General features: G+C 41.3%; 22 protein-coding genes. 21 read left to right on the forward strand and 1 reads right to left on the reverse strand.

Annotation, left to right across the window (positions count from 1 at the left end):
• Positions 1-80 precede the first annotated feature (80 nt).
• From KJS58_RS09990 to KJS58_RS10035, 10 genes are all read left to right on the forward strand, one after another.
• Complete coding sequence (locus KJS58_RS09990; protein ID WP_213532387.1) at positions 81-521, forward strand: MarR family winged helix-turn-helix transcriptional regulator; 441 nt, start codon at positions 81-83, stop codon at positions 519-521.
• A 21-nt stretch (positions 522-542) separates the two neighbouring features.
• Positions 543-2,516, forward strand: coding sequence for an FUSC family protein (locus KJS58_RS09995; RefSeq protein WP_213532388.1), 1,974 nt, complete (start codon positions 543-545; stop codon positions 2,514-2,516).
• A gap of 267 nt (positions 2,517-2,783) precedes the next feature.
• Positions 2,784-2,924 carry a hypothetical protein gene (locus KJS58_RS10000; protein ID WP_191801494.1) on the forward strand — a complete coding sequence of 47 codons (141 nt, stop codon included), beginning with the start codon at positions 2,784-2,786 and terminating at the stop codon, positions 2,922-2,924.
• Positions 2,925-2,948: 24 nt separating this feature from the next.
• A complete protein-coding gene (locus KJS58_RS10005) occupies positions 2,949-3,728 on the forward strand; it encodes a MerR family transcriptional regulator (RefSeq protein WP_213532389.1) in 780 nt (259 codons plus the stop codon).
• Positions 3,725-4,381, forward strand: coding sequence for a GAP family protein (locus KJS58_RS10010; RefSeq protein WP_213532390.1), 657 nt, complete (start codon positions 3,725-3,727; stop codon positions 4,379-4,381). The genes KJS58_RS10005 and KJS58_RS10010 overlap by 4 nt, the downstream gene beginning before the upstream one ends.
• Positions 4,382-4,522: 141 nt before the next feature.
• Positions 4,523-4,849, forward strand: a complete 327-nt coding sequence (locus KJS58_RS10015; RefSeq protein WP_249717134.1) for a hypothetical protein — start codon at positions 4,523-4,525, stop codon at positions 4,847-4,849.
• Positions 4,850-5,097: 248 nt separating this feature from the next.
• On the forward strand, positions 5,098-6,582 hold the full coding sequence (locus KJS58_RS10020) for a sensor histidine kinase (RefSeq protein WP_213532392.1): 1,485 nt from the start codon (positions 5,098-5,100) through the stop codon (positions 6,580-6,582).
• Positions 6,575-7,267 (forward strand): response regulator transcription factor, encoded by a 693-nt coding sequence (locus KJS58_RS10025; RefSeq protein ID WP_213532393.1) that lies wholly within the window; start codon positions 6,575-6,577, stop codon positions 7,265-7,267. The genes KJS58_RS10020 and KJS58_RS10025 overlap by 8 nt, the downstream gene beginning before the upstream one ends.
• Positions 7,268-7,379: 112 nt before the next feature.
• Entirely contained in the window at positions 7,380-8,810 is a 1,431-nt protein-coding gene (locus KJS58_RS10030; protein WP_306433075.1) for an S-layer homology domain-containing protein, read from the forward strand.
• A gap of 658 nt (positions 8,811-9,468) precedes the next feature.
• A complete protein-coding gene (locus KJS58_RS10035; protein ID WP_213532394.1) occupies positions 9,469-10,107 on the forward strand; it encodes a CPBP family glutamic-type intramembrane protease in 639 nt (212 codons plus the stop codon).
• A 48-nt stretch (positions 10,108-10,155) separates the two neighbouring features.
• Here KJS58_RS10035 and KJS58_RS10040 read toward each other — a convergent pair whose 3' ends face one another.
• Positions 10,156-11,838, reverse strand: coding sequence for a DUF2339 domain-containing protein (locus tag KJS58_RS10040; protein WP_213532395.1), 1,683 nt, complete (start codon positions 11,836-11,838; stop codon positions 10,156-10,158).
• 165 nt (positions 11,839-12,003) lie between these two features.
• Between KJS58_RS10040 and KJS58_RS10045 the strand changes: the two genes are divergently transcribed.
• The 11 genes from KJS58_RS10045 to KJS58_RS10095 all read left to right on the forward strand — a co-directional run bounded on the left by KJS58_RS10045 (position 12,004) and on the right by KJS58_RS10095 (position 23,311).
• Positions 12,004-12,993: an NAD-dependent epimerase/dehydratase family protein gene (locus KJS58_RS10045; RefSeq protein ID WP_213532396.1), complete on the forward strand. Its 990-nt coding sequence runs from the start codon at positions 12,004-12,006 to the stop codon at positions 12,991-12,993.
• A 268-nt stretch (positions 12,994-13,261) separates the two neighbouring features.
• The gene (locus KJS58_RS10050) at positions 13,262-14,812 is read left to right on the forward strand and encodes an alkaline phosphatase family protein (RefSeq protein ID WP_249717141.1); all 1,551 of its coding nucleotides are present in this window, start codon (positions 13,262-13,264) and stop codon (positions 14,810-14,812) included.
• Between the two features lie 99 nt (positions 14,813-14,911).
• The gene (pdxR, locus tag KJS58_RS10055; RefSeq protein ID WP_213532397.1) at positions 14,912-16,363 is read left to right on the forward strand and encodes a MocR-like pyridoxine biosynthesis transcription factor PdxR; all 1,452 of its coding nucleotides are present in this window, start codon (positions 14,912-14,914) and stop codon (positions 16,361-16,363) included.
• A 16-nt stretch (positions 16,364-16,379) separates the two neighbouring features.
• Positions 16,380-17,321, forward strand: a complete 942-nt coding sequence (locus KJS58_RS10060; RefSeq protein WP_213532489.1) for a D-alanine--D-alanine ligase — start codon at positions 16,380-16,382, stop codon at positions 17,319-17,321.
• Complete coding sequence (locus KJS58_RS10065; protein ID WP_213532398.1) at positions 17,311-18,474, forward strand: aminotransferase class I/II-fold pyridoxal phosphate-dependent enzyme; 1,164 nt, start codon at positions 17,311-17,313, stop codon at positions 18,472-18,474. The genes KJS58_RS10060 and KJS58_RS10065 overlap by 11 nt, the downstream gene beginning before the upstream one ends.
• A gap of 116 nt (positions 18,475-18,590) precedes the next feature.
• The gene (locus KJS58_RS10070; protein WP_213532399.1) at positions 18,591-18,758 is read left to right on the forward strand and encodes a hypothetical protein; all 168 of its coding nucleotides are present in this window, start codon (positions 18,591-18,593) and stop codon (positions 18,756-18,758) included.
• A gap of 2 nt (positions 18,759-18,760) precedes the next feature.
• Positions 18,761-18,913 (forward strand): DUF3221 domain-containing protein, encoded by a 153-nt coding sequence (locus tag KJS58_RS25760; RefSeq protein ID WP_213532400.1) that lies wholly within the window; start codon positions 18,761-18,763, stop codon positions 18,911-18,913.
• Positions 18,914-19,190: 277 nt separating this feature from the next.
• Complete coding sequence (locus KJS58_RS10080) at positions 19,191-20,054, forward strand: P-loop NTPase family protein (RefSeq protein ID WP_213532401.1); 864 nt, start codon at positions 19,191-19,193, stop codon at positions 20,052-20,054.
• A 340-nt stretch (positions 20,055-20,394) separates the two neighbouring features.
• Positions 20,395-21,267 (forward strand): YitT family protein, encoded by an 873-nt coding sequence (locus tag KJS58_RS10085; RefSeq protein ID WP_213532402.1) that lies wholly within the window; start codon positions 20,395-20,397, stop codon positions 21,265-21,267.
• 193 nt (positions 21,268-21,460) lie between these two features.
• A complete protein-coding gene (locus tag KJS58_RS10090) occupies positions 21,461-22,420 on the forward strand; it encodes an ATP-binding protein (RefSeq protein WP_191801454.1) in 960 nt (319 codons plus the stop codon).
• Between the two features lie 18 nt (positions 22,421-22,438).
• Complete coding sequence (locus KJS58_RS10095) at positions 22,439-23,311, forward strand: tetratricopeptide repeat protein (RefSeq protein WP_213532403.1); 873 nt, start codon at positions 22,439-22,441, stop codon at positions 23,309-23,311.
• Positions 23,312-23,414 lie beyond the last annotated feature (103 nt).

Below are 23,414 nucleotides of genomic sequence, written 5' to 3' on the forward strand. Positions count from 1 at the left end.
GAATTTTATTAATATTTTAACTATAATTAATTAGCATACATATTATTTGTATACATACGAATTAGAAAGGGAGGTTGCCCATGAATCTTAGCACAGAAGAAATGTACGGGTATTCCATAACGAAAACCAGTAGAGCTTTACTTCGTTTTTTATCAGCTCATCTGAAAAGGTATTCCATTACACCGGAGCAATGGACCGTACTAAAAAGAGTCTATGAAAATGATGGTATTAAACAAAGAGAACTCGCCTCCATCGCAGACAAAGACCCCGCCACGTTGGCGAAGATCCTAGATATATTGGAACGAGGCGAGTTCATTATTCGCAAAACGAATCACACAGATCGGCGCTCCTACTTCATATTTATTACTGAAAAAGGAACAGATCTAAGAAATGAAGTTTTTGGACAATTGGAACACCTATTCGAACAAGTTCTAGAAGGAATATCAAATGAAGAACTAACGGTCTTTACTAAAGTGCTTCAACAGATTGAGAAAAATGCAATGAACGATACGGATATTTAGTTTTGAATTGAGGTAGACAAGATGAATAATCATATTTCTTATAGCTCTCGGCGGCGTGCTAAACACACGTTCCCAAAGAAACCCATGTACAAAGAAGCTTTTCAAATTAAGCCTATTCCTTTGAACTGGTTTAGAGGAGTAGGCTCTGCAATTAGTGTAGGTACACCAGCCCTGTTGGGCGTATTAATGGGGAATCCTGCCTTAGGAATCTTGGCTTCTATAGGAGGATTCACTTTTTTATATGTGTCTAATGAGACCTATGCACAGCGTGCTGTTCGATTATTTTGGGTTGCTCTTGGATTGGCATTTTCCTTTGCGCTAGGAGCATTATGCTCTTACAATACAATGTTAACGGTGCTTATGTTCGGTATCGTAGGGGGATTATCTACCCTTATGTTTACTCTTTTTCAGATCACGGGACCGAGTGGAATGTTCTTTGTTCTTGCGTATGCAGTAGGTACTTCGATGACAGCGAATCTAAATGTCATTCTGCAAGATACTCTCATTCTATTTCTTGGCGGATTGTTTGCTTGGATGGTAGGTATGGCTGGGGTTATTATGAATCCTCACCGTACGGAGAGTAAAGCAAGTTCTGCTGTATATTATAGTCTGGCAAATCTACTATCTGCCGTGGGGACTGCACAGTTTACGGATCTGCAGCACCAAACGGCCTCTCTCATGCAACAGGCGGATCGTACTTTGATGAATTCGAAGTGGTTCGGACGGAAAGATAAACCATACACAGAGAAATTAAGAGCTCTTAATACACAGGCAAGAGAGATTTTCCTTTCCATACTTGATATCTCCCTAATGCCAAAACATGAAGTAGAAGAACAACTCAGCAATGCTTTACAAATCATAGGTGATCAGTTACTTGGAAAAGAAAACGAATCAGGATTTGCAGTGCCCACCTTTGAAGAGGAATTAAATCATTCAATAAAAAACCTGTATCTTAACATTAACATGGCTGTTGAGATAAACTCAAAAAATGCAATTGATTCTAAAACAGATCCTAAGGACTACAAAACGAAAGCAGGATTTCGCGTGCTATTGAAAAATGTCTTTACATCTGGGTCAAATGCTCCTTTTATCGCGCTTCGATACGGAATCATACTTGTTATTTCAGCTGCGATTGCATATGGATTTCATTTCGACCGGTCTTACTGGGTACCTTTATCAAGCGCATCGGTAATGGGCGGAGCAACGTATGTGGCGAGTCTTCATAGAGGTATACAGCGCTCTTTGGGTACCATCATCGGAATTATTGTAGGTGCCATCTTATTATGGCTGCACCCTCAATACGTAGCGGTTCCGTTAATACTAGCCAGTCTGCAGTTCGTTGTCGAGCTAATCTATGGTCGGAATTATTCAATAGCTGTTATCTTTATTACACCGAGCACTTTGTTAATCGGTTCGACTTTACAGCCCGAATTGACAAGCGAATATTTCATTTCTGCGCGGATCGTTGATATTATCATAGGAAGTGCGGTAGCTATGGTCGGCATTACCTGGTTATGGAGGAAAACGGCTTCGAAAAGATTACCTTCTGTTTTTAAAGAGGCGGTAGAAAGAGAAGGTGAGCTTTTAGCTGCCATTTTAAACTGTGAAAGTATTGAGGTTAAAAAATCAATCGAAGAAAAGCTTCAAAATGCGCTCATTCAGCTGAGACTCGTGTATGATAATGCTTTTGCTGAATCGATGAGAAGAAATGCACGTACCACCATTTTATGGCCTGCTGTAGGTGATAGTTTACATCTTGGCTACATGTTATTAGCTGCGTCTCGTAATGATAACAATATTAGTCATGTTTCAAGTGATCGAATTGAGAAGTATCAACATGGTTTTGCAGTGCTTGCGGAATCAATTGAAAATAACAAAAAACCAGTTATGGACATGCCTGAGTTGCCTGAATTCCCTTCGATATATGAAGACATTATGCAGCTTAAGCGTTCACTTCGAGTCCTTGACTCTTCACTCAATTTCACGAGATTTTAATTCTCCTCATATGATATAAAAGAATACCGAATATGAAGCGTCGCAGGAAATCAATCCTGAGGCGCTTTTTTTATTTATGTGACGAAAGATTTTAACCAATTATCCGGAATAGTCAAACGACGGCTTAATTGTTAAAACATTTTCTTTCATAGGTTATCTTTCGACTATATTCGAAATAAAGGCTTGAAAGTTACGTAACGTCATTCATTATAATGGCACTATTGATAATCTTTGAATAGAAACCGCTTAATAAAAGGGGATGGGCACATGAAGAAAGAAGACATGATTATATATGGATGCGTAATTATCGGTGCAGGAATTGGTCTTTTTATTGATCACCCGCTGCCAGCGGTATGTATCGGTCTTGGAGCAGGCTATCTAATCAATTTCATGATGAGTAGGAAGTAATCAGAAGTTTGGAGGCATGAGAAAATGATACATATAAAAAACTTAGCAGAGCAAACAAATATTACAGTGAGAACGCTGCGTTACTATGAACAAATTGGACTTTTGGTATCTTCCTCCAAAACAGAAGGAGGACATCGGCTATATACAGAGGGAGATTTACAAAAGCTTCAGCAAATTCAATTTTATAAAAACATGGGGTATCGACTTTCAGATATTAAAGAGATGTTAACTGATCCTGAGTGGAATTGGAGTGATGGGTTAGCCAATCAGTTAACATTTATTTTGGAAGAGCAATCAAGGTTAAATGAAATGGAGCAAACCTTACGTGCGTTAGTAAGTGGCATTGCCGTCGAGGAAGGGAATCAGGAAAAAGCAATTCAACAGCTGATTAAGTTATCTTTGCAAGATAAAAGAGGACTTGATCAATATAGAAAATCGACATTTACGGATGCTGAACTGGGTCTATGGGCTAAACTGCCGAAAATGAGTGTGGGCAATCCTGAGTCTATGGAATGGATAGCCCTTGTTGGCCTATTAACGAAATACTATACGTGTAAGGAACCGTTATCATCACCTTGTGTGCAAAATGTTATTCGGAGAATGCTGGAGAAACAAGAAGAGGAGTATGGAGGTCAAGACGCCTTTATCGATAAGTTATGGGAAATGCGAAAAAATCCATCAGCGTCTGAACAACTGGGGTTATACCCCATTAAATCGGAAGTCCTTGAATATATGGACCAGGCTTACGGAATTTTTATATCTAGCGTTGAACAAACAAGTACCGAGGAGGGAGGCCGCACATGAACACTGAACTGTTACTCATGATCGGTGGATTATCCCTACTTGATACCCTTAGTCCAGCCACATTAGGGGTCACTGTATATTTACTTCTAACTGAAAAGAAAAAAGTAGGTTTGAAATTAATGGTATATTTATTTACAGTCATTGGATTTTATTTTAGCGCAGGTGTGGCAATCAAGTTAGGATTTGGATTCTTTTTCGAAGTGTTCTCTACGTTCTTACAGAATCGTGTGGTCAGCTGGATGCTATTTATTGTAGGTGGGATTTTGTTTATTTGGAGTTTTTATGTTCCGAAAAGAAAGAAGTCTTCCTATACAAATCCAATAACCAAAACGAATTCGAGAATGATCGCACTAGGAGTAACAACGTCACTTGTAGAAGTGGGGACAGCTCTTCCTTATTTCACTGCCATTGCTCTTATGACTAATTCAGGTTTGGTATGGTATGAGTGGCTCCCATTACTGTTCGCTTATAATGTAGTCATGGTACTCCCGCCATTCATTTTGTACATGTTATATATGTTATTAGGTTCAGTAATGCAGAAGCCTTTAAAGTTCATCCAAAATCAGATGTCGAAGAGTTCAAGCTCACTCGCTTCGTGGATCATGTGTATTGTTGGGTTGTTATTAATGCTTTATAGTGTGGATTATTTATAACTAGAAAATGATAACGGAGTTTTTATTAGAGAATTATTGTTAAAGAAAGAAACATTCATTGGATCCGTGGTGTTTAGATATTGATTCATTTTTAAAAAAGAAAAAATCAAGTAGAATAGAGGGATTTTTATGGTTGGAAGGATGTTTGGAAGGAATGAATCGAAAGATGAATATGAAAATCAAGGGCTAGGGAATGAATCTCTAGGCCTTGAAACGTCAAAATATGCAGAACAAAGCACAGACCCAAGTCTCTACAGTGTACTAATCCATTTCACTCCACAAGCACCGTTTATCTATCTTATTGAAAATGATGTATTCGAAGTAAACGCGGGAGTTGCTTTCATAGATTCTGATTTGCAAATCGCAGGTGCTTTTGTTTGTCAAAATGGATTGAAAACGATAGAAGAAGTCGAAGATTTTATAAAAGATTATCAATTAATTAATCCCATTCGGATAGACTACTGCTAAGAATCTAATAAATCCAATTATTCAGATGAAATGCAGATGTTCATGGATTTTTTAAGATAATGTAGCGATAAACCAGAATAAAATGAATCTTTGAGTTTTCTCCCCGTCACATGGTTACGGGGACTTTTTGCGTTGATTTCAAAGATTTATGAATTAAATTTTAGAGAATCCAATATATGGTCAATTTGAATAGAGTTGTGTTAACATTTGCACTAACTAATTAAATAGCGTTTATAGAAGGGGATCCCATGTCGATTCGATTAAAAATGCTGCTATCCTTTACGAGCATGTTTCTTATAAGTCTGCTCTTTATTCTACTTACGGCAAGTCTTTATACGATTGCGGCGACAGGAGATCTTCAAAGCTTTCGCGATATTTATAAGGTGCACTATCAGGTCAATCCATTGACTGAACAGGGAGAATCGATCTTCCAAGAGATGAAGTTTTTAGCCAAAAACGATCCGGACGCATTGCAAAATAAAGTTCTGCTGCGTGAATATGACATGAAGCTTCGAGCCGAGAAATCGGGCCTCTATGTCAGGCGTGAAGACAGCCAGATCTTCGAATCACTGACCTTTCATCAGCCGGAACTAAAGCAGGCGCTTCCTGCGTATGATCTGAACAATTATCAGATCCGCAGCACCTTTAACATTAGTGAAAGATTCTATGCTTATGCGAAATTTGATTTTCAGTATTCGGATGGGAAGCGGGGAAGCGTCTTTGTAATTCGGGAAAGAAGTCCTTTTGCGGAGCTTACTCGTAAGCTGCTGCCAATGATGTCGCTACTGCTGATCGGCGTACTTATCATAGCTAACCTGCTATTATTCCGCTGGATTACTCGCAGCTTTATTAAACCCTTACATCAATTAAGGAACTCTGCAGAACAAATCAAGGAAGGTAATCTTGCCTTCAAACTCGAGCTGAGTTCAAATGACGAGGTTGGCCAACTGAGTGAAGCCTTTGAGAGTATGCGGAATCAATTACAGCAGTCCAATGAACTTCGACAGCAAGATGAAGCGAATCGTAAGGAACTCATTTCCAACATTTCGCATGATCTCCGAACGCCGCTAACCAATATAAAAGGATACATTGAGGGCATACGTGACGGAGTGGCGAATACACCCGAGAAAATGGAGACATATGTGAATATCATCCATTCAAAAGCCGTCAGCATGGACAAGTTGGTGGATGAATTATTTTTATATTCGAAACTCGACCTTAATCAGGAACCTTTCTTATTTAAAGTGGTGGACATTGTCGATTTCCTCGAAGACAGCATTGAAGAACTCAGATACGATCTAGAGGACAAGCAGGTTGCCTTTGATTGGGATAACCAAGCTACTGGACCCGTTATGGTTTCTGTGGATCTGGATAAATTAAAGCGTACGGTTGTCAACGTAGTAGATAATGCACTCAAATATATGGACAACAATAGCAAGCGACTCAGCATTACGCTTCAAGCAGATTTGGAATGGATAACAATGGTGTTCAAGGATAATGGCAGAGGTATACCAGAGGAGGCTTTGCCTCATATATTCGAACGATTTTACCGAGCAGAACAATCTCGTAATTCTTCAACAGGCGGTAGTGGGTTAGGGCTCGCCATTGCCCGCCAAATTATCGATGGGCACGGGGGCTTCATCTGGGCGAATAGTAAACCCAATATAGGTACGACGATCTATATCCAACTGAAAAGGCTGACTAACGAGGAGACAGGGAATGGAAATGGCTAACATTTTGATTATTGAAGACGAAACAACGATCGCGCAACTGGAACGGGACTATTTTGAGCTCAACGGATTTTCTGTGGAGCTGTGTCATACCGGCGATGAAGGGCTGCAGCTGGCTTTAAAGGAAAACTATGGTCTCATTATTGTTGACCTGATGCTTCCGGGTTTGGATGGATTTGAATTATGCAGGCGCATTCGTGAGGTAAAAGAGGTGCCGATCCTGGTCGTCTCTGCTAAGAAGGAGGAGATTGATAAAATCCGGACTTTCAATCTCGGTGTTGATGATTTCATTACGAAACCGTTTAGCCCAAGCGAACTCGTTGCAAGAGCAAAGGCTCATCTGACTCGATATGAGAGATTACTTGGGAAAAGAAATTCTGCTGAACAAGATGAAATCCATATTCGCGGGCTGCATATCGACAAGGCGTCACGCCGTGTGTTCGTGAGTGGCGAAGAAGTAGCGATTACGACGAAAGAATTTGATTTACTTGTATTTCTGGCGAGTCATCCAAACCGCGTATTTAGCAAATCAGATCTGTTCGAACGAATCTGGAATATGGACTCTAGCGGAGATATCGCAACGGTTACTGTGCATATTCGTAAACTTCGCGGGAAACTAGAAGCTGATCCTAAGAATCCGGAATATATTGAAACCGTGTGGGGCGCCGGTTACCGGTTTACTGCATAAGTTTCGATAAAAATTAGACGCAGTTTATATTTTGTTAATGTTTTTATCCTAGGGAGTTTCTTTTTATCCTCTATTCTTTAGTTACAGCCAACAAATAGAGGAGGATTTTAACATGAAACCTACAGCAAATAAAATCGCCGCATTTTTAACCATAACTGCCTTGGCAGCAGGAGCACTGCCACTAACCACAAATCATGCACATGCAGCTACATACGTTGCTAACTCTGCCGTAACAACAGCTCAGCTTACCAATCAGCAGATTGAAGCAGCAGTTAAGGAATTGAACAATCTCGGTATCATGAATGGATATATAGACCGTTCAATGGGAGAACATCAAACGATTAGCCGAGCCGAATTGGCGACACTCGTATATAAAACCTTTCATCTGAAGGACAAGACAGGAGAGAATGCAGAATTAACGGACGTAAATCCGAACGCATGGTATGCGCCGTATGCGTCGAAGGTTGCTGGACTTGGCATAATGGAGACAAGTAACGGCCAATTCAATCCGCATAGTCAAGTGTCGGATGCAGAACTCGCACAGGTTGTATCTAAAGCACTGCAACGGGATGTAAAATCGGTTCACTACTGGATGAGTGCTTTCTATGTAGATAATAGCTCAGCAACGCGCGGTGAAACGGCAGTTCTACTGCAGACGGCTCGTCAGGCGATTTCATCCGAACGTGCTCAGATCAAAAGCGTAAGATCACTAAATGCAATTACGTTAATCGTTACTTTCGATAAACCACTGAGGGCAGAGGATGAAGTGTTCACCAAGGCTCAGACGGATTTTGCATTTAGCGGGGGGCTGACACTGACGAATATGCCTCGGCTGAAAACCGGATCGATTGCAACATATATCGTTCCGACGTCCGTTCAGAAAGCGGGGGAAGTGTACAACCTTACCTATAAAGGCCAAGCAGCAGGAACATTTGAGGGAAGTGGAACAAAGGTAAACATGACAACAGTTAGCCAACTAACGAACGATACTTTCGAGATTGCAGCGCTTCAAGAGAACGGAGTCGTTGACTATGGTTATATTATTTCGGCATACAGCGGTGGTCGAGGGGCCAATGCGTTTGTGCTGGATGATCGTGAGCAAGCCGGAGGGAAAACGTATCAGATCATCCCTTCCATGCAGGCAAGACAAGTGATGATTACACCCGATGGTGGCGAACCGATCGTTGCCAAATATGTCCCGTTCACGCAATCAACGGATGGTAAGCAAGAACCGAAATTCCGCTTGCCAGTAGGTGAAACCTTAATCCCTGGAATTAAATATACAGTATCTTCTGATTGGGCCAACATCAATATTGCTTCGTTCATAGCGAAGTCATTCGATCCACTGCAGGTTACAAGTGCTAAGGCTCTAAGCGAAACTTCGATTAAAGTGAGTCTTGCAGAAGATCCTGGTGATGAGCTATTTTCAGGCCGAAGCGTTACGCTAACATCGCCGAGTGGTGACGTGCTGACAGCCACGTACAAATATTCGAGCCGCAAAGGCCTGCGGGCGTATTCGATCTCGGCAAGAATGAAAAATTGATTCCCGGCACAGTTTATACGGTAGCACCAGTCGGTGACTGGGGAGCCGCTTCATCGGTAACAGTGATTTATGAATAAGAGAGGTAATATGAGAGAATAACCAATCATTCCTATAATATAAAGCTTAAACATGAGTGGTTGAGGGAAAATGTACGCATAAAGAGTCGCCTATATGGCGGCTTTTTTTATGGGAACAACCTTCTATTATTGAATGGATATGAAAATAAAATAAATGTAACGTTATCTAATCTGTAACGTCATTTATTATATTCGACTATTTACAGGAGGTGGAATGAACAGTGTATAGTAAACGTTGTTAATAGAAAAGCGAATATATGGATCCTAATGGCTGGAGGATAAATGCGGCTAAGATGATAAGGGATGTGGCACATGACCAACAAATTGACAATGAAGAATGCAGGATGGATATTTTTCGTATCCTATGTCACTGGCATCATACTATCTGGATGGATGCGTTCGAATGGAAACCTGCATCACGATAATCTATTCTTATTTCTGGGCTACGTGGCGGTCGGACAAATTGTACTAAATGTGTTACCCGCTGTAGTTTGGTGCCGGTACCGACATATATCCCTTCGTAAAGTATTCAGGCTACATAAAGTTTCATTTATCACCAGATTACGGAAGTGGTATCCGTCTTGCTTGGAGCATCTTATAAAACATCACACTATCCGGTTGCGGATTCGCTCTTTTCCTTTTGTATTCTTCTACTGAGTATCGGGATTATCCCGCCTATATGTGAGGAGTTGTTGTTTCGAGGAGTTCTCATTACTGGGTATGCAAGACATGGAATATGGTTTTCAGCTGTAATGAGCTCTTTTCTATTTGCCTTGTTCCATGACAATCCTTACCGGCTGATTGAATTATTCGGGGCGGCTCTAGTTTCCTCTTTACTGGTCATCAAATCAGGCTCTATTATTCCAGGGATTATCGTTCATTTAATAACGAACTCGACTTATGTAGTCAGCTCATACCTTCAGAGAGGAGATATGCTTGAAAATATTTCTACTCCTGGAGGTCCCGGTGCGAAAATCATCCTGATCACAGGCTTTGCTTCTATTGTCGCTTTCATGATTTGCAGGCGTCTATTTACACGATTTGACCCGTGTGAAGAGGTTATAGAGCAGAAGAGGAATGTATCTTCCCCGCTTCGTTACTTTGGTTGGAGTCTTCCTATTATGTTGTCCATAGCTGTGTTTATTATTAAAGTGAGTAAAAAAGCAAACCCTATCTTCCGCTTAACGCGCGGGTACAAATTTATTTTTATAGTCATATAAAAAGGGGCCTCTCTTACAACAGAGAGACCCTTATTATGATGTTCCATCTTATTCTTTTTTATAAAAGAATCGAGAAAGCAAGATACCAATACCTCCGAGTCCGATAAACAGAACTGCCTTTATGATCATGGAAACCGTTGGAAGATCGAAGAAGATGACTTTGATTAAAGTTAAAAATAGGAGAGCGATACCTGCAAGCCGAACTTGTTTGATTTTTTTCTTGAGACCGTAGGCTATTACGGCGATGGCATACCCCACCCAAGTAGATGAAATGATCAAATGCTGAGCATTATCACTTACATTTTGTGTAAGTACAGTAGTGACATCGGTTATAAAGATGAGGAATAGTACGCCGAGACCGTAGTAAAGTACTCTAATCCATTCTTTAGTTTGATTTTGATTTTCAGCAGAATAATATCTCAATAAAACGATAATGCCTGCTAAGGTAAGCAGAATCACGATCCATATAAAGGTATTAACGGATGCAAGAGAATCCATGCCGCCTAATAAGATGATACCTCCTGCGAGAAACCCTACCAGATAAATGAGAAGACCGTTTATTTTTTGGAACAATGATTTAATAATGAAACCCAGAGCAAGAGCGATAAAACCCTCGATAATGAAAAGACCGACAACCCATTTATTCTGGGCCATTTCCATCAATAAGAAAAGTAAAGAGTAAGACGATATGGCAAGCATATAAGGTAGAGTATCTTTGAAACCTTTTCTCCAGGTGTAGGCTGAAATCGCACTATATAGCAGTGTAAATGATAACAAGATTAGAACGATATCCGACTCCAAGATTAATCTGGACCAAATAGCGGTTAAGACAAAGCTTGATATCAGTACACGATGTTGATGATTTAAAATTCCTGTTCTAAGCAAGATGGAGACTAAAAGAATGAGGTGCTGGACCAATGCACCGTAGACAATCCATCTATCATTTGAGATAGAACCAACCATACTAAATATGAGAAAAGCAGGGTGTATCAAAATAAATGAGGTATAAAGTAAAGTGACAAATCGATGCCTGATCGCAAAGATCATGGCGCTAGTGTAGAGCAATACTTCGTAACATACAAAGAATGGTGTAGATGGGTTGTTATCGACCAGAAAGGGTGTCAAGATTCCCGATACAATGGCGAGTACGCCCAATGTCTGTGATTTATAGCGGTAAGAGAACAAAAGTCCCAGTACAGTCCAAAGTACGTTGAGAATAAAAGCGATGGGGGCACTCATAAAGTCATATAAGTAATGCGCTGCGAATGTGGTAAGCATGAAGATCCCTATGGAACCCGCCAAAAGCACTTGTGATAACAAGAGACGCTGATGCTTGTGTTGTCTTGCGCCGAGATAAACGAAAGCCGCACCGGCGAGAAGACCAATAATGCATCGCATTCCCTCAGTAATATAACCACCATCCACTGCTGCTTTAAATCCCCAAATTAATCCGATTAAAAAGACAAACAGGAATACACGAGGAAGCCAAACTCTGGCAATGAGATGTTCCCAATCTGTCTCTTTTTGCCTGATGTTCTCCTGTGGCGTTTTCTCTCTCGTTTCACCGTATGATGTACCGGAGGGGACAGGCCCTTGAATCCATGTTTTGGACGGTGGTCCCGTATCCGTAGTAACTCTCTTTGATATTCTATACTGTTTTAAATCCGTTACTTCTTTTTCAAGTTCCATGATTCGCTGTTCCAAACGATTTAAACGTTCATCATTATTCACTAACAGACCCTCCCTAATCCAATTTCTGGTTTCTTTTTAATGTAACATTCCTTTAAATGATATTGGAAGAGGTTTTTCTTATGTCTGCTAAAATGGGTAAAGGACAGAAGGGAAGATCATGGCGAATTGCTATTCCCTCACAAAACTGCATAGGAGATGGACTTCATGAAGAAGATTTTTGTATTAGGCGGGACTGGATTTCTAGGTTATTTTACAGTTAAAGAATTATTGCGACGAGGATATAATGTATCGACTGTATCGCGGCATTCCATGCCATCAGAGGATCTTTTGCCTGGGGAAGTCGAGCACAGAGTAGGGGATATCAATAAGATGTCAGATGAAGAAATCCGGAAGATGCTAGAGGGCGTTGATGGATTTGTATATGCTGCTGGAGCAGATGAACGGACGTTACCTGAAGCTCCGGCAATAAAGTTTTTTTATGAAGCAAATATACTTCCTACTCAGCGTCTTGCTAGATTAGCTAAACAAGCTGGCGTGAAAAAGTTTGTCATACTTAGCTCGTATTTTGCGCATTTTGCAGAAGAGTGGACCGATATTCCGTTGAAACAAAATGCTTACCCACGCTCTCGATTGCTTCAAGAGGAATTAGCGTGTCTTGAAGGTGAAGGAGGAATGGATGTGATGAGCATTCGTTTGCCTTACATTTTCGGTGTGATGCCAGGACGTATGCCGCTATGGTCCATGTTTGTAAATAGAGTAAAAGATCAGAAAGTCGTTCCCGTACTTGGCGGAGGTACAGCAATGGTCACTGCGCAGCAGGTAGCAGAAGCTACGATCGGAGCGATGGAGTACGGTGAACATGGCGGAAAATATGCGATTTGCGGCATGAATATGAAGCATAGCGAGTTTTATCAAATGGTAGTGAATGCACTAGGACAGGAAGATAGCACGGTCAAGGTTCTGCCACTAGATCAGATGAAACCAGTGATGGAGCAGATCGATGCTAACAATGCGGAAGCGGGTAAAGAACAGGGTGTTCATATGAGTATGATGGCAGAGATCCAAAACCGAGACGCCTATCTCGACCCTGCTGACACCATGACTCTACTCAAATATCATGAATATGATATCCGAGAATCAATCAGGGAGACACTCCGAAAATGTGTTCAGGAAGAGGCAAGAGCTGATTCTTAATCAATAAATCTTAGGTTAATGGTATATCTATATGGAATTAATGAGGCAGCCGGACCATGTTCGGTTGTTTTTTTTGCTGCGCGAATGCGTAGGTTTTGCGACATTCATTATTTACCAAATTACCACATACATGATCAAGGCTAAAATGAGAGACACTTTGCACAGGTCAAACCTAACATATTCTGGCGTTGTTGCTATAAAAGTTTTAGGTAGAGAGGAATGACTCCACTTGAGGAAAATAATGATTTGGTCTTTGCTTATTGTTTTTATGTTGACCTCTGGGTGCCAAAAGAAAGAAGCAACACCTGATGAACAGGATTTAGTACAAGTGAAATCAATAAAGAGAGAAGACGCTAAGAAAGTGATCTTCTTTATGATCGATTCTTTAATGTCTCAAGCCATTGATGATGGGATCAAACAAAACAAGCTGCCTACTTTTCAATATCTAACGGAACATGGGATTTACGATAAGGACATGGTTAGTTCATTTCCCACGATGTCAGTAACGATAGATAGTTCTCTAATTACAGGAGCATATCCTAATAGTCATCATGTACCAGGTCTTACTTGGTATTCTTCGGATGAGAAAAAAGTAATCAATTATGGAACTGGGCCGATGGAGATATGGAAACATGGAGGTAATGAGGTATTACAGGATGCGTTAATCAACTTGAATGGGAATCATTTAAATCCGCAAATACCTACGATATATGAAGATTTGGCCAAGCATGGTTTAAAATCGGGTTCTATTAATGGCTTGATTTACCGAGGTGCGTCTCATCATAGGTTGACGATTCCTGAATGGCTTAAAGGCATTACCTCTTTACCAAAGGAAATTCAAGTAAAGGGTCCAGATTTTTTAGCCTTAGGTTCTCTTGCAAATCCACTAGAGAATGTTAAAAATATGCCAGAAGGTTTAACGGGACGACTCGGTCTCAACAACCAATATTCAATGGAAGCCGTAAAGTATTTGATTCAGGAGAACAAATTACCTGATTTCTTATTCGTTTATTTACCAGATCTTGATCAGAAATTACATAAGAAAGGACCACAAGAACGAAGCGGAGTGGAGGAACTTGATAAGCAACTAGGTTCTTTGTTACAACAATTTGGTTCACCAAAAGAAGCGTTAAATAAAGCTATTTTTATACTTACAGGTGATAGCGGAATGACTTCCCTTTATTCTGCTCAAAACGATTCGGTTGTCGATTTACCTTCTTTACTTAAGGAATACAGTGTACTAAAACAAGGGAAATCGGTTACGGACGAAACAGATATTGTTCTTGCTGTAAATGAAACGATGGCTTATGTATACAACCTTAATAAAGAAAATTCATTAAGAGATCTTGCTAATGCATTAACCTCCGATCCCCGTATCGATCTCGTATCTTGGAAAGAGAATGAATGGATTCATGCCTTGCAAGGTGAAACCATTAAAGAAGTGAAGTATAAATCAAACGGAAAAATGGTCGATCGCTATCAACAAAAATGGACGGTCGAACAAGATTTAGATGTGCTTGATTTAAAATTAAATACAAAGAATCAAAAATTGTCTTATGGAAAATACCCTGACGTACTGCAGCGATTATCAGGCGCATTACATTCACATCAGGGAGAGTTTTTAGTCGTTACGGCAAAACCGGGATATGAACTGGCAGACAAAAGCTCCCCAACACATGAAGGCGGAGGAGGCCATGGTTCGCTTCATGAAAAAGAATCACTTGTTCCTCTTATCATATGCGGTACGAATGAGAAACCTCAATATTTACGGATTATTGATTTAAAACCATATCTCCTGAAACTTTTAACAAAAGACTGAGGGAAACACCTAAGAACCACGACTGGATAAAAAATCCGGGATCGTGGTTCTTTTTTTACCTTGCTTACTGTGCCATGATAGCTATGGGGGCGATGGTAAATGTTTAAGGATTTTAAGCTCATTGCCGGACGACCGGTATATATACAAATCAAAGACTATATGAAGCACTTAATTATAAAAGGCGCACTGCAAAGCGGTCAAAAACTCCCATCCACACGTGAAATGGGTGTACTGCTGAAGGTTAGCCGCAACTCGGTCATCGCCGCTTACGAGGGGCTGGAGGACGATGGGTTTATCTACGCGGTTAAAGGACAGGGAAATTACGTAGCCCCATCAGCACCGGGTACGATGAAGGTCTCATCTCGAATGATGGATTGGAAAAAGCATTTGAACGACCACGCCATGTTGGCAGAAGAACTGGATATCATGAAACGCGGGATCCGTGCGGAAAAGAGGACGATCTCTTTTACGAGTATTGCTCCTGATGAAGAACTGTTCGATCTTGACAATGTAAAGCGGGCTTTCATGGACCGTATGGCTGTGGAAGGTAATGTCCTGCTGAACTACGGATATGCCAAAGGTTACAAGCCATTGATTGATTATTTGCACCAATACATGGAGCACAAGGGCGTGGATATGAAGGGCAAGGACATCCTGATCACCAATGGTTTTACGGAAGGTTTTAATATCGTGCTCTCCGCATTGAACCAGAAGAGTGGCCAGGTCCTGACCGAGAATCCGACGCATCATACAGCGATCAAGAATTTGAAACTGAATGGCTTTGGAATCAGGGGGATTCCTATGGAGCGGGATGGTATTCACTTGGGTAAGCTTGAGAAGGCGCTCAGTGAGGGAGAGTACGATTGTGCTTACTTTGTGCCTTCGTACCATAATCCGACAGGGATTGTTATGTCCCCCGAGAAAAGACAGGGCCTCATGAAGCTAATGGCGGGATACGATATTCCGGTCATCGAGGATGGTTTTAACGAAGAGCTTCGTTACTCGGGATCCCATGTATCGCCGCTGATTGCAACGGCCGGTGCAGGCAATAGTGTGATTTATCTCGGCAGCTTTTCTAAAGTCTTGTTCCCTGGTCTTCGGGTAGGATGGGTGCTGGCCGACGAGGAACTGATCTATTACCTGGAGAGTATCAAGCGGGCACAGACGATTCATACATCAACCTTGGATCAATCCATTCTTTATCAATATTTATACAACGGTAATCTAGATAAATATTTGAAAAAAGCGAAAGCGGAATATAAACGGAAATATGAACTGACGCTGGAATGTTGCAAGCAGCATGTTCCTTTTGGGGCATTGACCGGAGACGGTGGACTGCATTTATTTGTGGAATTTGCGGATGGTTTTAACACGAAAGAACTGCTTGAGGCATGTCGTGCGCAAGGTGTTATTTTTACGGCAGGAGAGATGTTCTATACCGATGGCGGGGGACAGCATACCATGCGGCTTGGGTTCTCCAGAGTGACGGATGAGGATATCCGCAAGGGAATCGAGATTATTGGCAAAACAGCGCACAAATTAATGGGATGAAGGAATGATGATCATGTTGAAGGTTGGCGTAATTATGGGAGGTATTTCTTCCGAAATGGAGGTGTCACTAAACACCGGCAGAGAGATGATGAATCATCTGGACCGTAATAGATATGAGGTGATTCCTGTTGTATTTAGTAAGCCTGCGGAACTTGTGGAGAAGGTAAAGGGACTTGATATTGCTCTTCTAGCTCTGCACGGGGTTTACGGTGAGGACGGGACGATACAGGGAATGCTGGAGACACTAGGTATACCGTATACAGGAAGCGGAGTACTGGCGAGCAGTCTGTGCATGAATAAGGATTTGTCCAAAAAAATCCTCCGCTATGAAGGAGTAAACACGCCGGCCTGGCTATGTTGGAACAGTATGGAAGACTACTCACCGGAAGCCGTTCAGCAGCTGGGATACCCAGTAATGGTGAAGCCAAATACAGGCGGTTCCAGCATAGGGATGGAAAAAGTGAACGACGAACAGGATCTGCATAGCGCGGTGATGAGGGCTTTTGCAAGTGACCCCGATCAGTCGATCTTGATTGAACGATATATCACGGGTCAGGAAATTACTTGCTCCATTCTAGATGGGGAACTTCTGCCCGTGGTAGGAATCACTTCGTCATCTTCGGAATGGTTCGATTACCGTGCTAAGTATGACGATGGCGGAGCGGAAGAGGTGGTGGTGAACCTGCCTCATGAACTAGATCAGTTGGTTCGTAAGACGGCATTGACCTGTTACAAAGCATTAAAGTGCAGTGTATATGCCCGGGTCGATATCCTGTTGTCGGATGGTGTTCCTTATGTATTAGAGATGAATACGCTGCCTGGAATGACAAAGACGAGTCTTTTTCCCAAAAGTGCTGCTGCAGCTGGAATATCTTTCAGCTCATTACTCGACCGGATTATCAGCTGTTCTATGACAGAACGCAGCAAGAACAAAGGGGTGACAATTCATGTTAAGTAATTGGATTACCCCAAAGGTAAGGAACATCCCGCCTTCTGGAATACGTGCTTTCTTCGAACTAAGTAGCGGCAATCAGGACGTCATTTCACTTGGAATAGGTGAACCAGATTTTGTTACTCCAGAACACATTAGGAAAGCATGCATAGAGGCATTAAACCAGGGAGCAACGAGTTATACATCCAATGCAGGTTTGCCTGAACTTAGAGAGGAAATTGCCAACTATCTTCAAAAAAACTTCCACCTTCGCTATGATCCTGCCAGCGAAGTGCTTGTCACGGTAGGCAGCAGCGAAGCACTGGACCTGGCGCTGCGAGCGTTCACTGCTCCGGGCGATGAAATTCTTCTTCCTTCACCTAGTTATATCGCTTATTCACCGATCGTTTCTTTGAATGGAGGTACAGTGGTAGAGGTAGAAACGAGAGCGGAAGAGGGTTTCAAGCTAACTGCTGAGTCATTACGACAGACGATTACTCCACGATCCAAGCTGCTGATGCTGAATTATCCGAACAACCCAACGGGAGCGATCATGACTGCAGAGGATTGGCAACCAATTGCCGATATCGTTAAGGAAAATAATCTGCTAGTCATTTCAGATGAAGTCTATGCCGAGCTGACTTATGACTCGAAGCATGTCAGCATTGCTTCGCTGCCAGGAATGCAGGAGAGAACCATCGTACTCAGCGGATTTTCTAAAGCATTCGCAATGACGGGCTGGAGAATCGGCTATGCCTGCGGTCACCGTGATCTGCTGGCAGCCATGCTGAAGATCCATCAATACACGGCGATGTGTGCCCCGGTGCTGGGACAGATTGCTGCACTCGAATCTCTGCGCCATGGCCTTGAGTCAATGAATGAGATGAGAGAAGCGTACCGGAAGCGCCGGGAACTTTTGGTGAACGGATTTCGGTCGATCGGAATCCCTTGCCATGTACCGGAAGGAGCGTTTTATGCTTTTCCAAGTATCGCTCACACAGGGCTTGACTCGGAGACGTTTGCCTATCAATTATTGAAGGAATCGGGTGTTGCCACTGTTCCCGGTCATGTCTTTGGCTCAGGGGGAGAAGGTCATATCCGGTGCTCATACTCGGTATCCACGGACAAATTAACGCAAGCGCTTGAGCGGATGGATAGTTTCATGAAGGTGAAAATATAATTGAAGGAATAGAGAATTAAAAAAAGACGACTATTTTATACTATTTTATTTTGATGGAACTAAGTTATCATGCTCTGCATCAATCTTCATATAACGTAATCATATGGAGGCTGACTATGAAAGCTCTATTAGGTTCCTTGTCTATTATATTTCTGATGTCATTCGTATTGATTGGTTGTGTTACTGAAACAAGTGAAGGCAACAAAAACGATACTAGGAACGAGGGAATTCAAGAAATAGTGAACTCAAATGGTAATTTCCTAGCTGTCGTAGTAAACAAGTAACGGTGTCCAGAAAGGGCCAAGAATACATCCTTGTAACTAGGGAAATAGATTACGTCGCAGAAGTTGGTGACAAAGTAAGGGTCTGGACTACAGGACAATATGAGGAAAGTAACCCGATTCAAGGGGAAGCTATAAAAATAGAAACAATTAAGTAATTGCTAGTAGAGTCTTCTTGTTATCGAGTAAATAATTACTTCACGATCGTAATAAATTCATTGAATAAAATAGCATTAGTCTTGGACTTTCTTTACGTCCATGGCTGACGCTGTTTTTTTTATTTAAGGGCCGGAAAATACCAAAATGTTCAACAATAAAAGGAAAACAGGTGCGCAAGCTGAATAAGTTAAGAATCTTATTCAATACTACTTTGCTACCCCACAGTAACTTGAACTACCTACATAACAAAAGAGTAATGAACGGAGGAACTATATTATGACACCAAAACTGATTCTAATTGAGGGATTACCAGGCTCCGGAAAATCAACAACGGCTCAACTCGTTCATGAAATCCTTACAGAGATAAATGTTCATTCTCAGTTATTTTTAGAAGGGAATTTGGATCATCCGGCAGATTATGATGGAGTCGCTTGTTTTACGCAATATGAATACGATGAACTATTAGGTACTTATGAAGAGTTCAGAAATTTATTAAATAATCATACTACTATCCAAGGCAATGATTACTTCCTAGAATATCGAAAAATAATAAATGAATATGGGACAAGTATTCCAAATGAATTAGTGCAGGCAATGTTTAAAAACGATATCTATGAATTGTCGCTAGATCAAAATAGGAAACTGATTACAGAAAGATGGAGGCAGTTTACTGAGCGGATCTTGAATGGACCAGACATCTATGTTTTTGAATGTTGTTTTATACAGAACCCTGTAACGATGGGGATGATTAAATATGGTGCTAAGAAAGAAGACGTTATCAGTTATGTTATAGAACTTGCTACTATTGTAGAGAAATTAAATCCACTGTTAATTTACGTAGAACAAAGCGATCTTGGTCACTCTTTCCGAAAAGCAGTAAAGGAGAGACCTAAAGAATGGTCAGAGGGGTTTATTGAATATTACACAAACCAAGGATTTGGAAAAAAGCAGGGTTACAATGGATTAGAAGGAACTATTCAGGTTCTAAAGGCAAGAAGGAAATGGGAAGAAGATATATTTAACTGTCTGAATATAGCAAAGCAAAAAGTCGATAATTCCACCTATAATAGGAACGATTATAAGCAACGTTTAGAGGGGATTCTTTCAGAATGGATTAACGCATCAACAAACCAAGCATGAGAGATACAACTTTAACAATGAAGGAATTCTATTACGCTAACAAGGGATCAAAGCCTGATAAAATAGGAGAGGTAGCCGGTCAAAGTGATCGGTTGCCTCTTTTTCATCTTTACCCCGCCAAATGTATGTTTATCGGGAGGAAAGAAAGAATGAATAGAAACTAATTAGAAGATTTCTTTGATAAATTGCTTACGGTTATAAAAATGTGCCAATTGCTCAGGTAAAGAGTAACACCTGTGTTAAAAGAACTCCTTTTCATACATATGACAACCAATTTGCCAAAGTAGTGAAAATTATTATAGACTGTTTCCTAGCAGATCTTGTCCAAGGAGGAAATGTAATGATTCAAAGGAAACAACAAAAGCTAAATACACCCAAAATTGTCTCTAAAGTATTACTGATTATGATTGGGGCTATCATAGCTGCATATGGTTTAGAAGCAGTACTAATACCTAACAATGTCTCCGACGGTGGGGTTACCGGACTAAGTATCGTAGGTTCCCAGCTGTTTGGATTACCACTAGGGGTGTTAATTGGAATAATTAACATTCCTTTTGTGTGGCTCGGATATAAACAAATAGGTAAAAGCTTTGCTGTTTATTCGGTTATCGGTATTGCCACGCTGGCAGTAAGCACTAGTCTTATGCACCATGTCCCAACGATTATTGAAGGGGATACCTTGCTAATTACGGTGGTTGGCGGGATTATTATCGGTTTTGGTATGGGTTTAGCTTTGCGTAATGGCGGGGCACTCGACGGCATTGATATGCTAGCTGTATTGCTATCACGAAAATTACCTTTCGGTACGAGTGATCTAATCTTGTTCTTAAACATGTTTGTCTTTATTGTTGTTTCTACTGTATTCGGTCTACAAGGTGCTATTTTATCCGCACTCGCGTACTTTATTGCTTCCAAAGTAATTCACATTGTTGAAGAAGGTCTTAGCGGCTCTAAAACGTTCAAGATTATTACAAAACAACCGGAAATTATGGTTGAAACCATTCGTGACCGATTAGGTCGTGGAGCAACTTATACAGAAGCATACGGCGGTTACTCTAATGAGCAATTTAAAGAAATCACTTGTGTAATTAACCGTATGGAAGAAAGTAAAATTAAAGAAATCATTCATGAAATTGATCCTAATGCCTTTGTTGTCGTATACGATGTAGCAGAAGTTAAGGGCGGAAGTTTCAAAAAACAAAATATACATTAATATTAAAATTAACGCGTTGGTAGAGAAAATTTCTCGCCAGCGCGTTTTTTGTTAAATGATATTTTTCCAATTTTTCATTATAACTGCTCAATAAATCTGAGAGTAATTTCTCACATTTTTTTGCTTAGCGCCCCCCTAAATTATGGAAATATGGTAGACTAAATAAAAAAAATGGCAGGGGGAGAGAGCAGATATGTCCGATCATGATGAACTAGCAGAGCAAAGACGCAAAAATTTAAAGCTGATTCATTTCAGCAAAGAGGATCAATCACTTGTTGAGTCGGAGAAACCAAAGGAGACGTTTGCTGACGTCGGTGGCCTCGAAGAAGTTAAGAAAAAAATCAGAATGAATTTCATCTTACCGCTGCAACAGCCGGAGGTGTTTGCTGCATACGGCAAACAAGCTGGAGGAAGTCTTCTTTTATTCGGTCCTCCTGGATGCGGCAAAACGTTCTTGGCGCGAGCGGTGGCAGGTGAGATCGATGCTAACTTTTTGCATATTGAGCTTCAGTCTATCCTTTCCATGTATGCTGGCCAGAGCGAACATAACTTACACGATATTTTCGAAAAAGCACGGGAAAGTAAGCCATGTGTCATTTTCATTGATGAAATTGATGCGCTTGGAGGAAGTCGACATCAAATGCGCCAGCATCATGATCGCATGCTCGTTAACCAATTATTGTTGGAGCTTGATGGTCTGCAGGCGGAGAATGATCACGTGTTTGTCATCGGCGCTACCAATACGCCTTGGTACCTTGATTCCGCTCTGAGACGTCCCGGCCGATTTAACCACCTTGTTTTTGTACCGCCACCTGAAGAGAATGAGCGTCAAACGATACTAGAACTGAAGCTTTCCGGTAAGCCGCTGGGTTCGCTGAACCTGAACAAAATTGCCGCAGAAACGAAGCATTATTCGGGAGCTGATTTGGAGCAGTTAGTCAAGGATGCTGTGGAATCTGCGATGGAGCGTACTTTTGAGAAGGGTGAGATCCAGCCCATTACTCAGGACGATTTAAAGAGATCCGCTAAAGGACGGAAGGCGACAACGCTAGACTGGTTTGCTACAGCAAAGAACTATGCAACGTTCAGTGATGTGAACCGCGATTATCAAATTGTGCTGGATTACATTAGTAAGCATGGTGTGAAGTCATAATCGGAGGGGGGCAGGCAGGTGGAGAACGTACATGATAACGTCGCTTATACGAAGGCGCAGCAGCTTATCGAATGGAGACGGTACAAAGATGCGCTAAAGGAAGCTGAGCAGCTTCTAAGCGAAGAGCCGGAGAACCCGGATGTTTTTGCGCTGATCTCGCAAATTCACCTTTTAATGGATGAATATGATAAAGCACTGTATTGGTCAAATCAGGCACTTACCCGAGAACCGGAGCATGAACTGGCTTGGTTCGTGCGGGTTGGCGTTTATTACGATACGAATAAGGATCGGGAGTGCAAAGAAGCTATACAGGAAGCTTTACGGATCGATCCCTATGAGCCTCATTATTATTTTTTGCAAGCACATTTATATAACAAAATAGATAGGCCAAAAGAAGCGAAGATAGCACTTTTACAAGCGCTCGAACTGCGTCCGGAATCTCCGGTCTATTTGGCTTTGTTAAGCTATACAGAAGCATTACTCAAAAACTATGAGGATTCTGCGAGGGTCGAAAAACTCGCCCTGAAATATAATACGGAATTATCTCAAGTCTTTTTGTATCTCGGCTGGGCGGCTGGCGAGCGCGGAGAGTTTAAGCTAAAGGAAACTTATATGCGGAATGCAATTCGCTTACATCCGGACAGCAAGCTGTACCAGGAAGAATTTTTAGAGGCACTTCAACATAACGAAGTACTCTTTAAAGTGTTTTTATGGCCAGGGAAATTTGTGCGGAGAATGAAGACTTGGCAGATCTTGCTCACCTGGGTTGTGGCCGTGTTCTTATTTCGTCCGTTATTGATTCTATTCCTAGTCTTGTATGTACTCTCGCACTGGGTAACCAAAGCCATCGTGCATGTCAAAGTATTTGGCTGGAGACGAAGAGGAATCTAACCTTTTACCCAACAAGATCTTGACGTGTAAGATTCTACTATGAAAAGAGTCGTTATAGCTAAAAGCTATAGCAAGTGATAGGTTTTAGGTATTACATGCTTCC

Origin of the sequence: Paenibacillus sp. J45TS6 (genome assembly GCF_018403285.1) — a bacterium.
Classification (GTDB): Bacteria; Bacillota; Bacilli; order Paenibacillales; family Paenibacillaceae; genus Paenibacillus.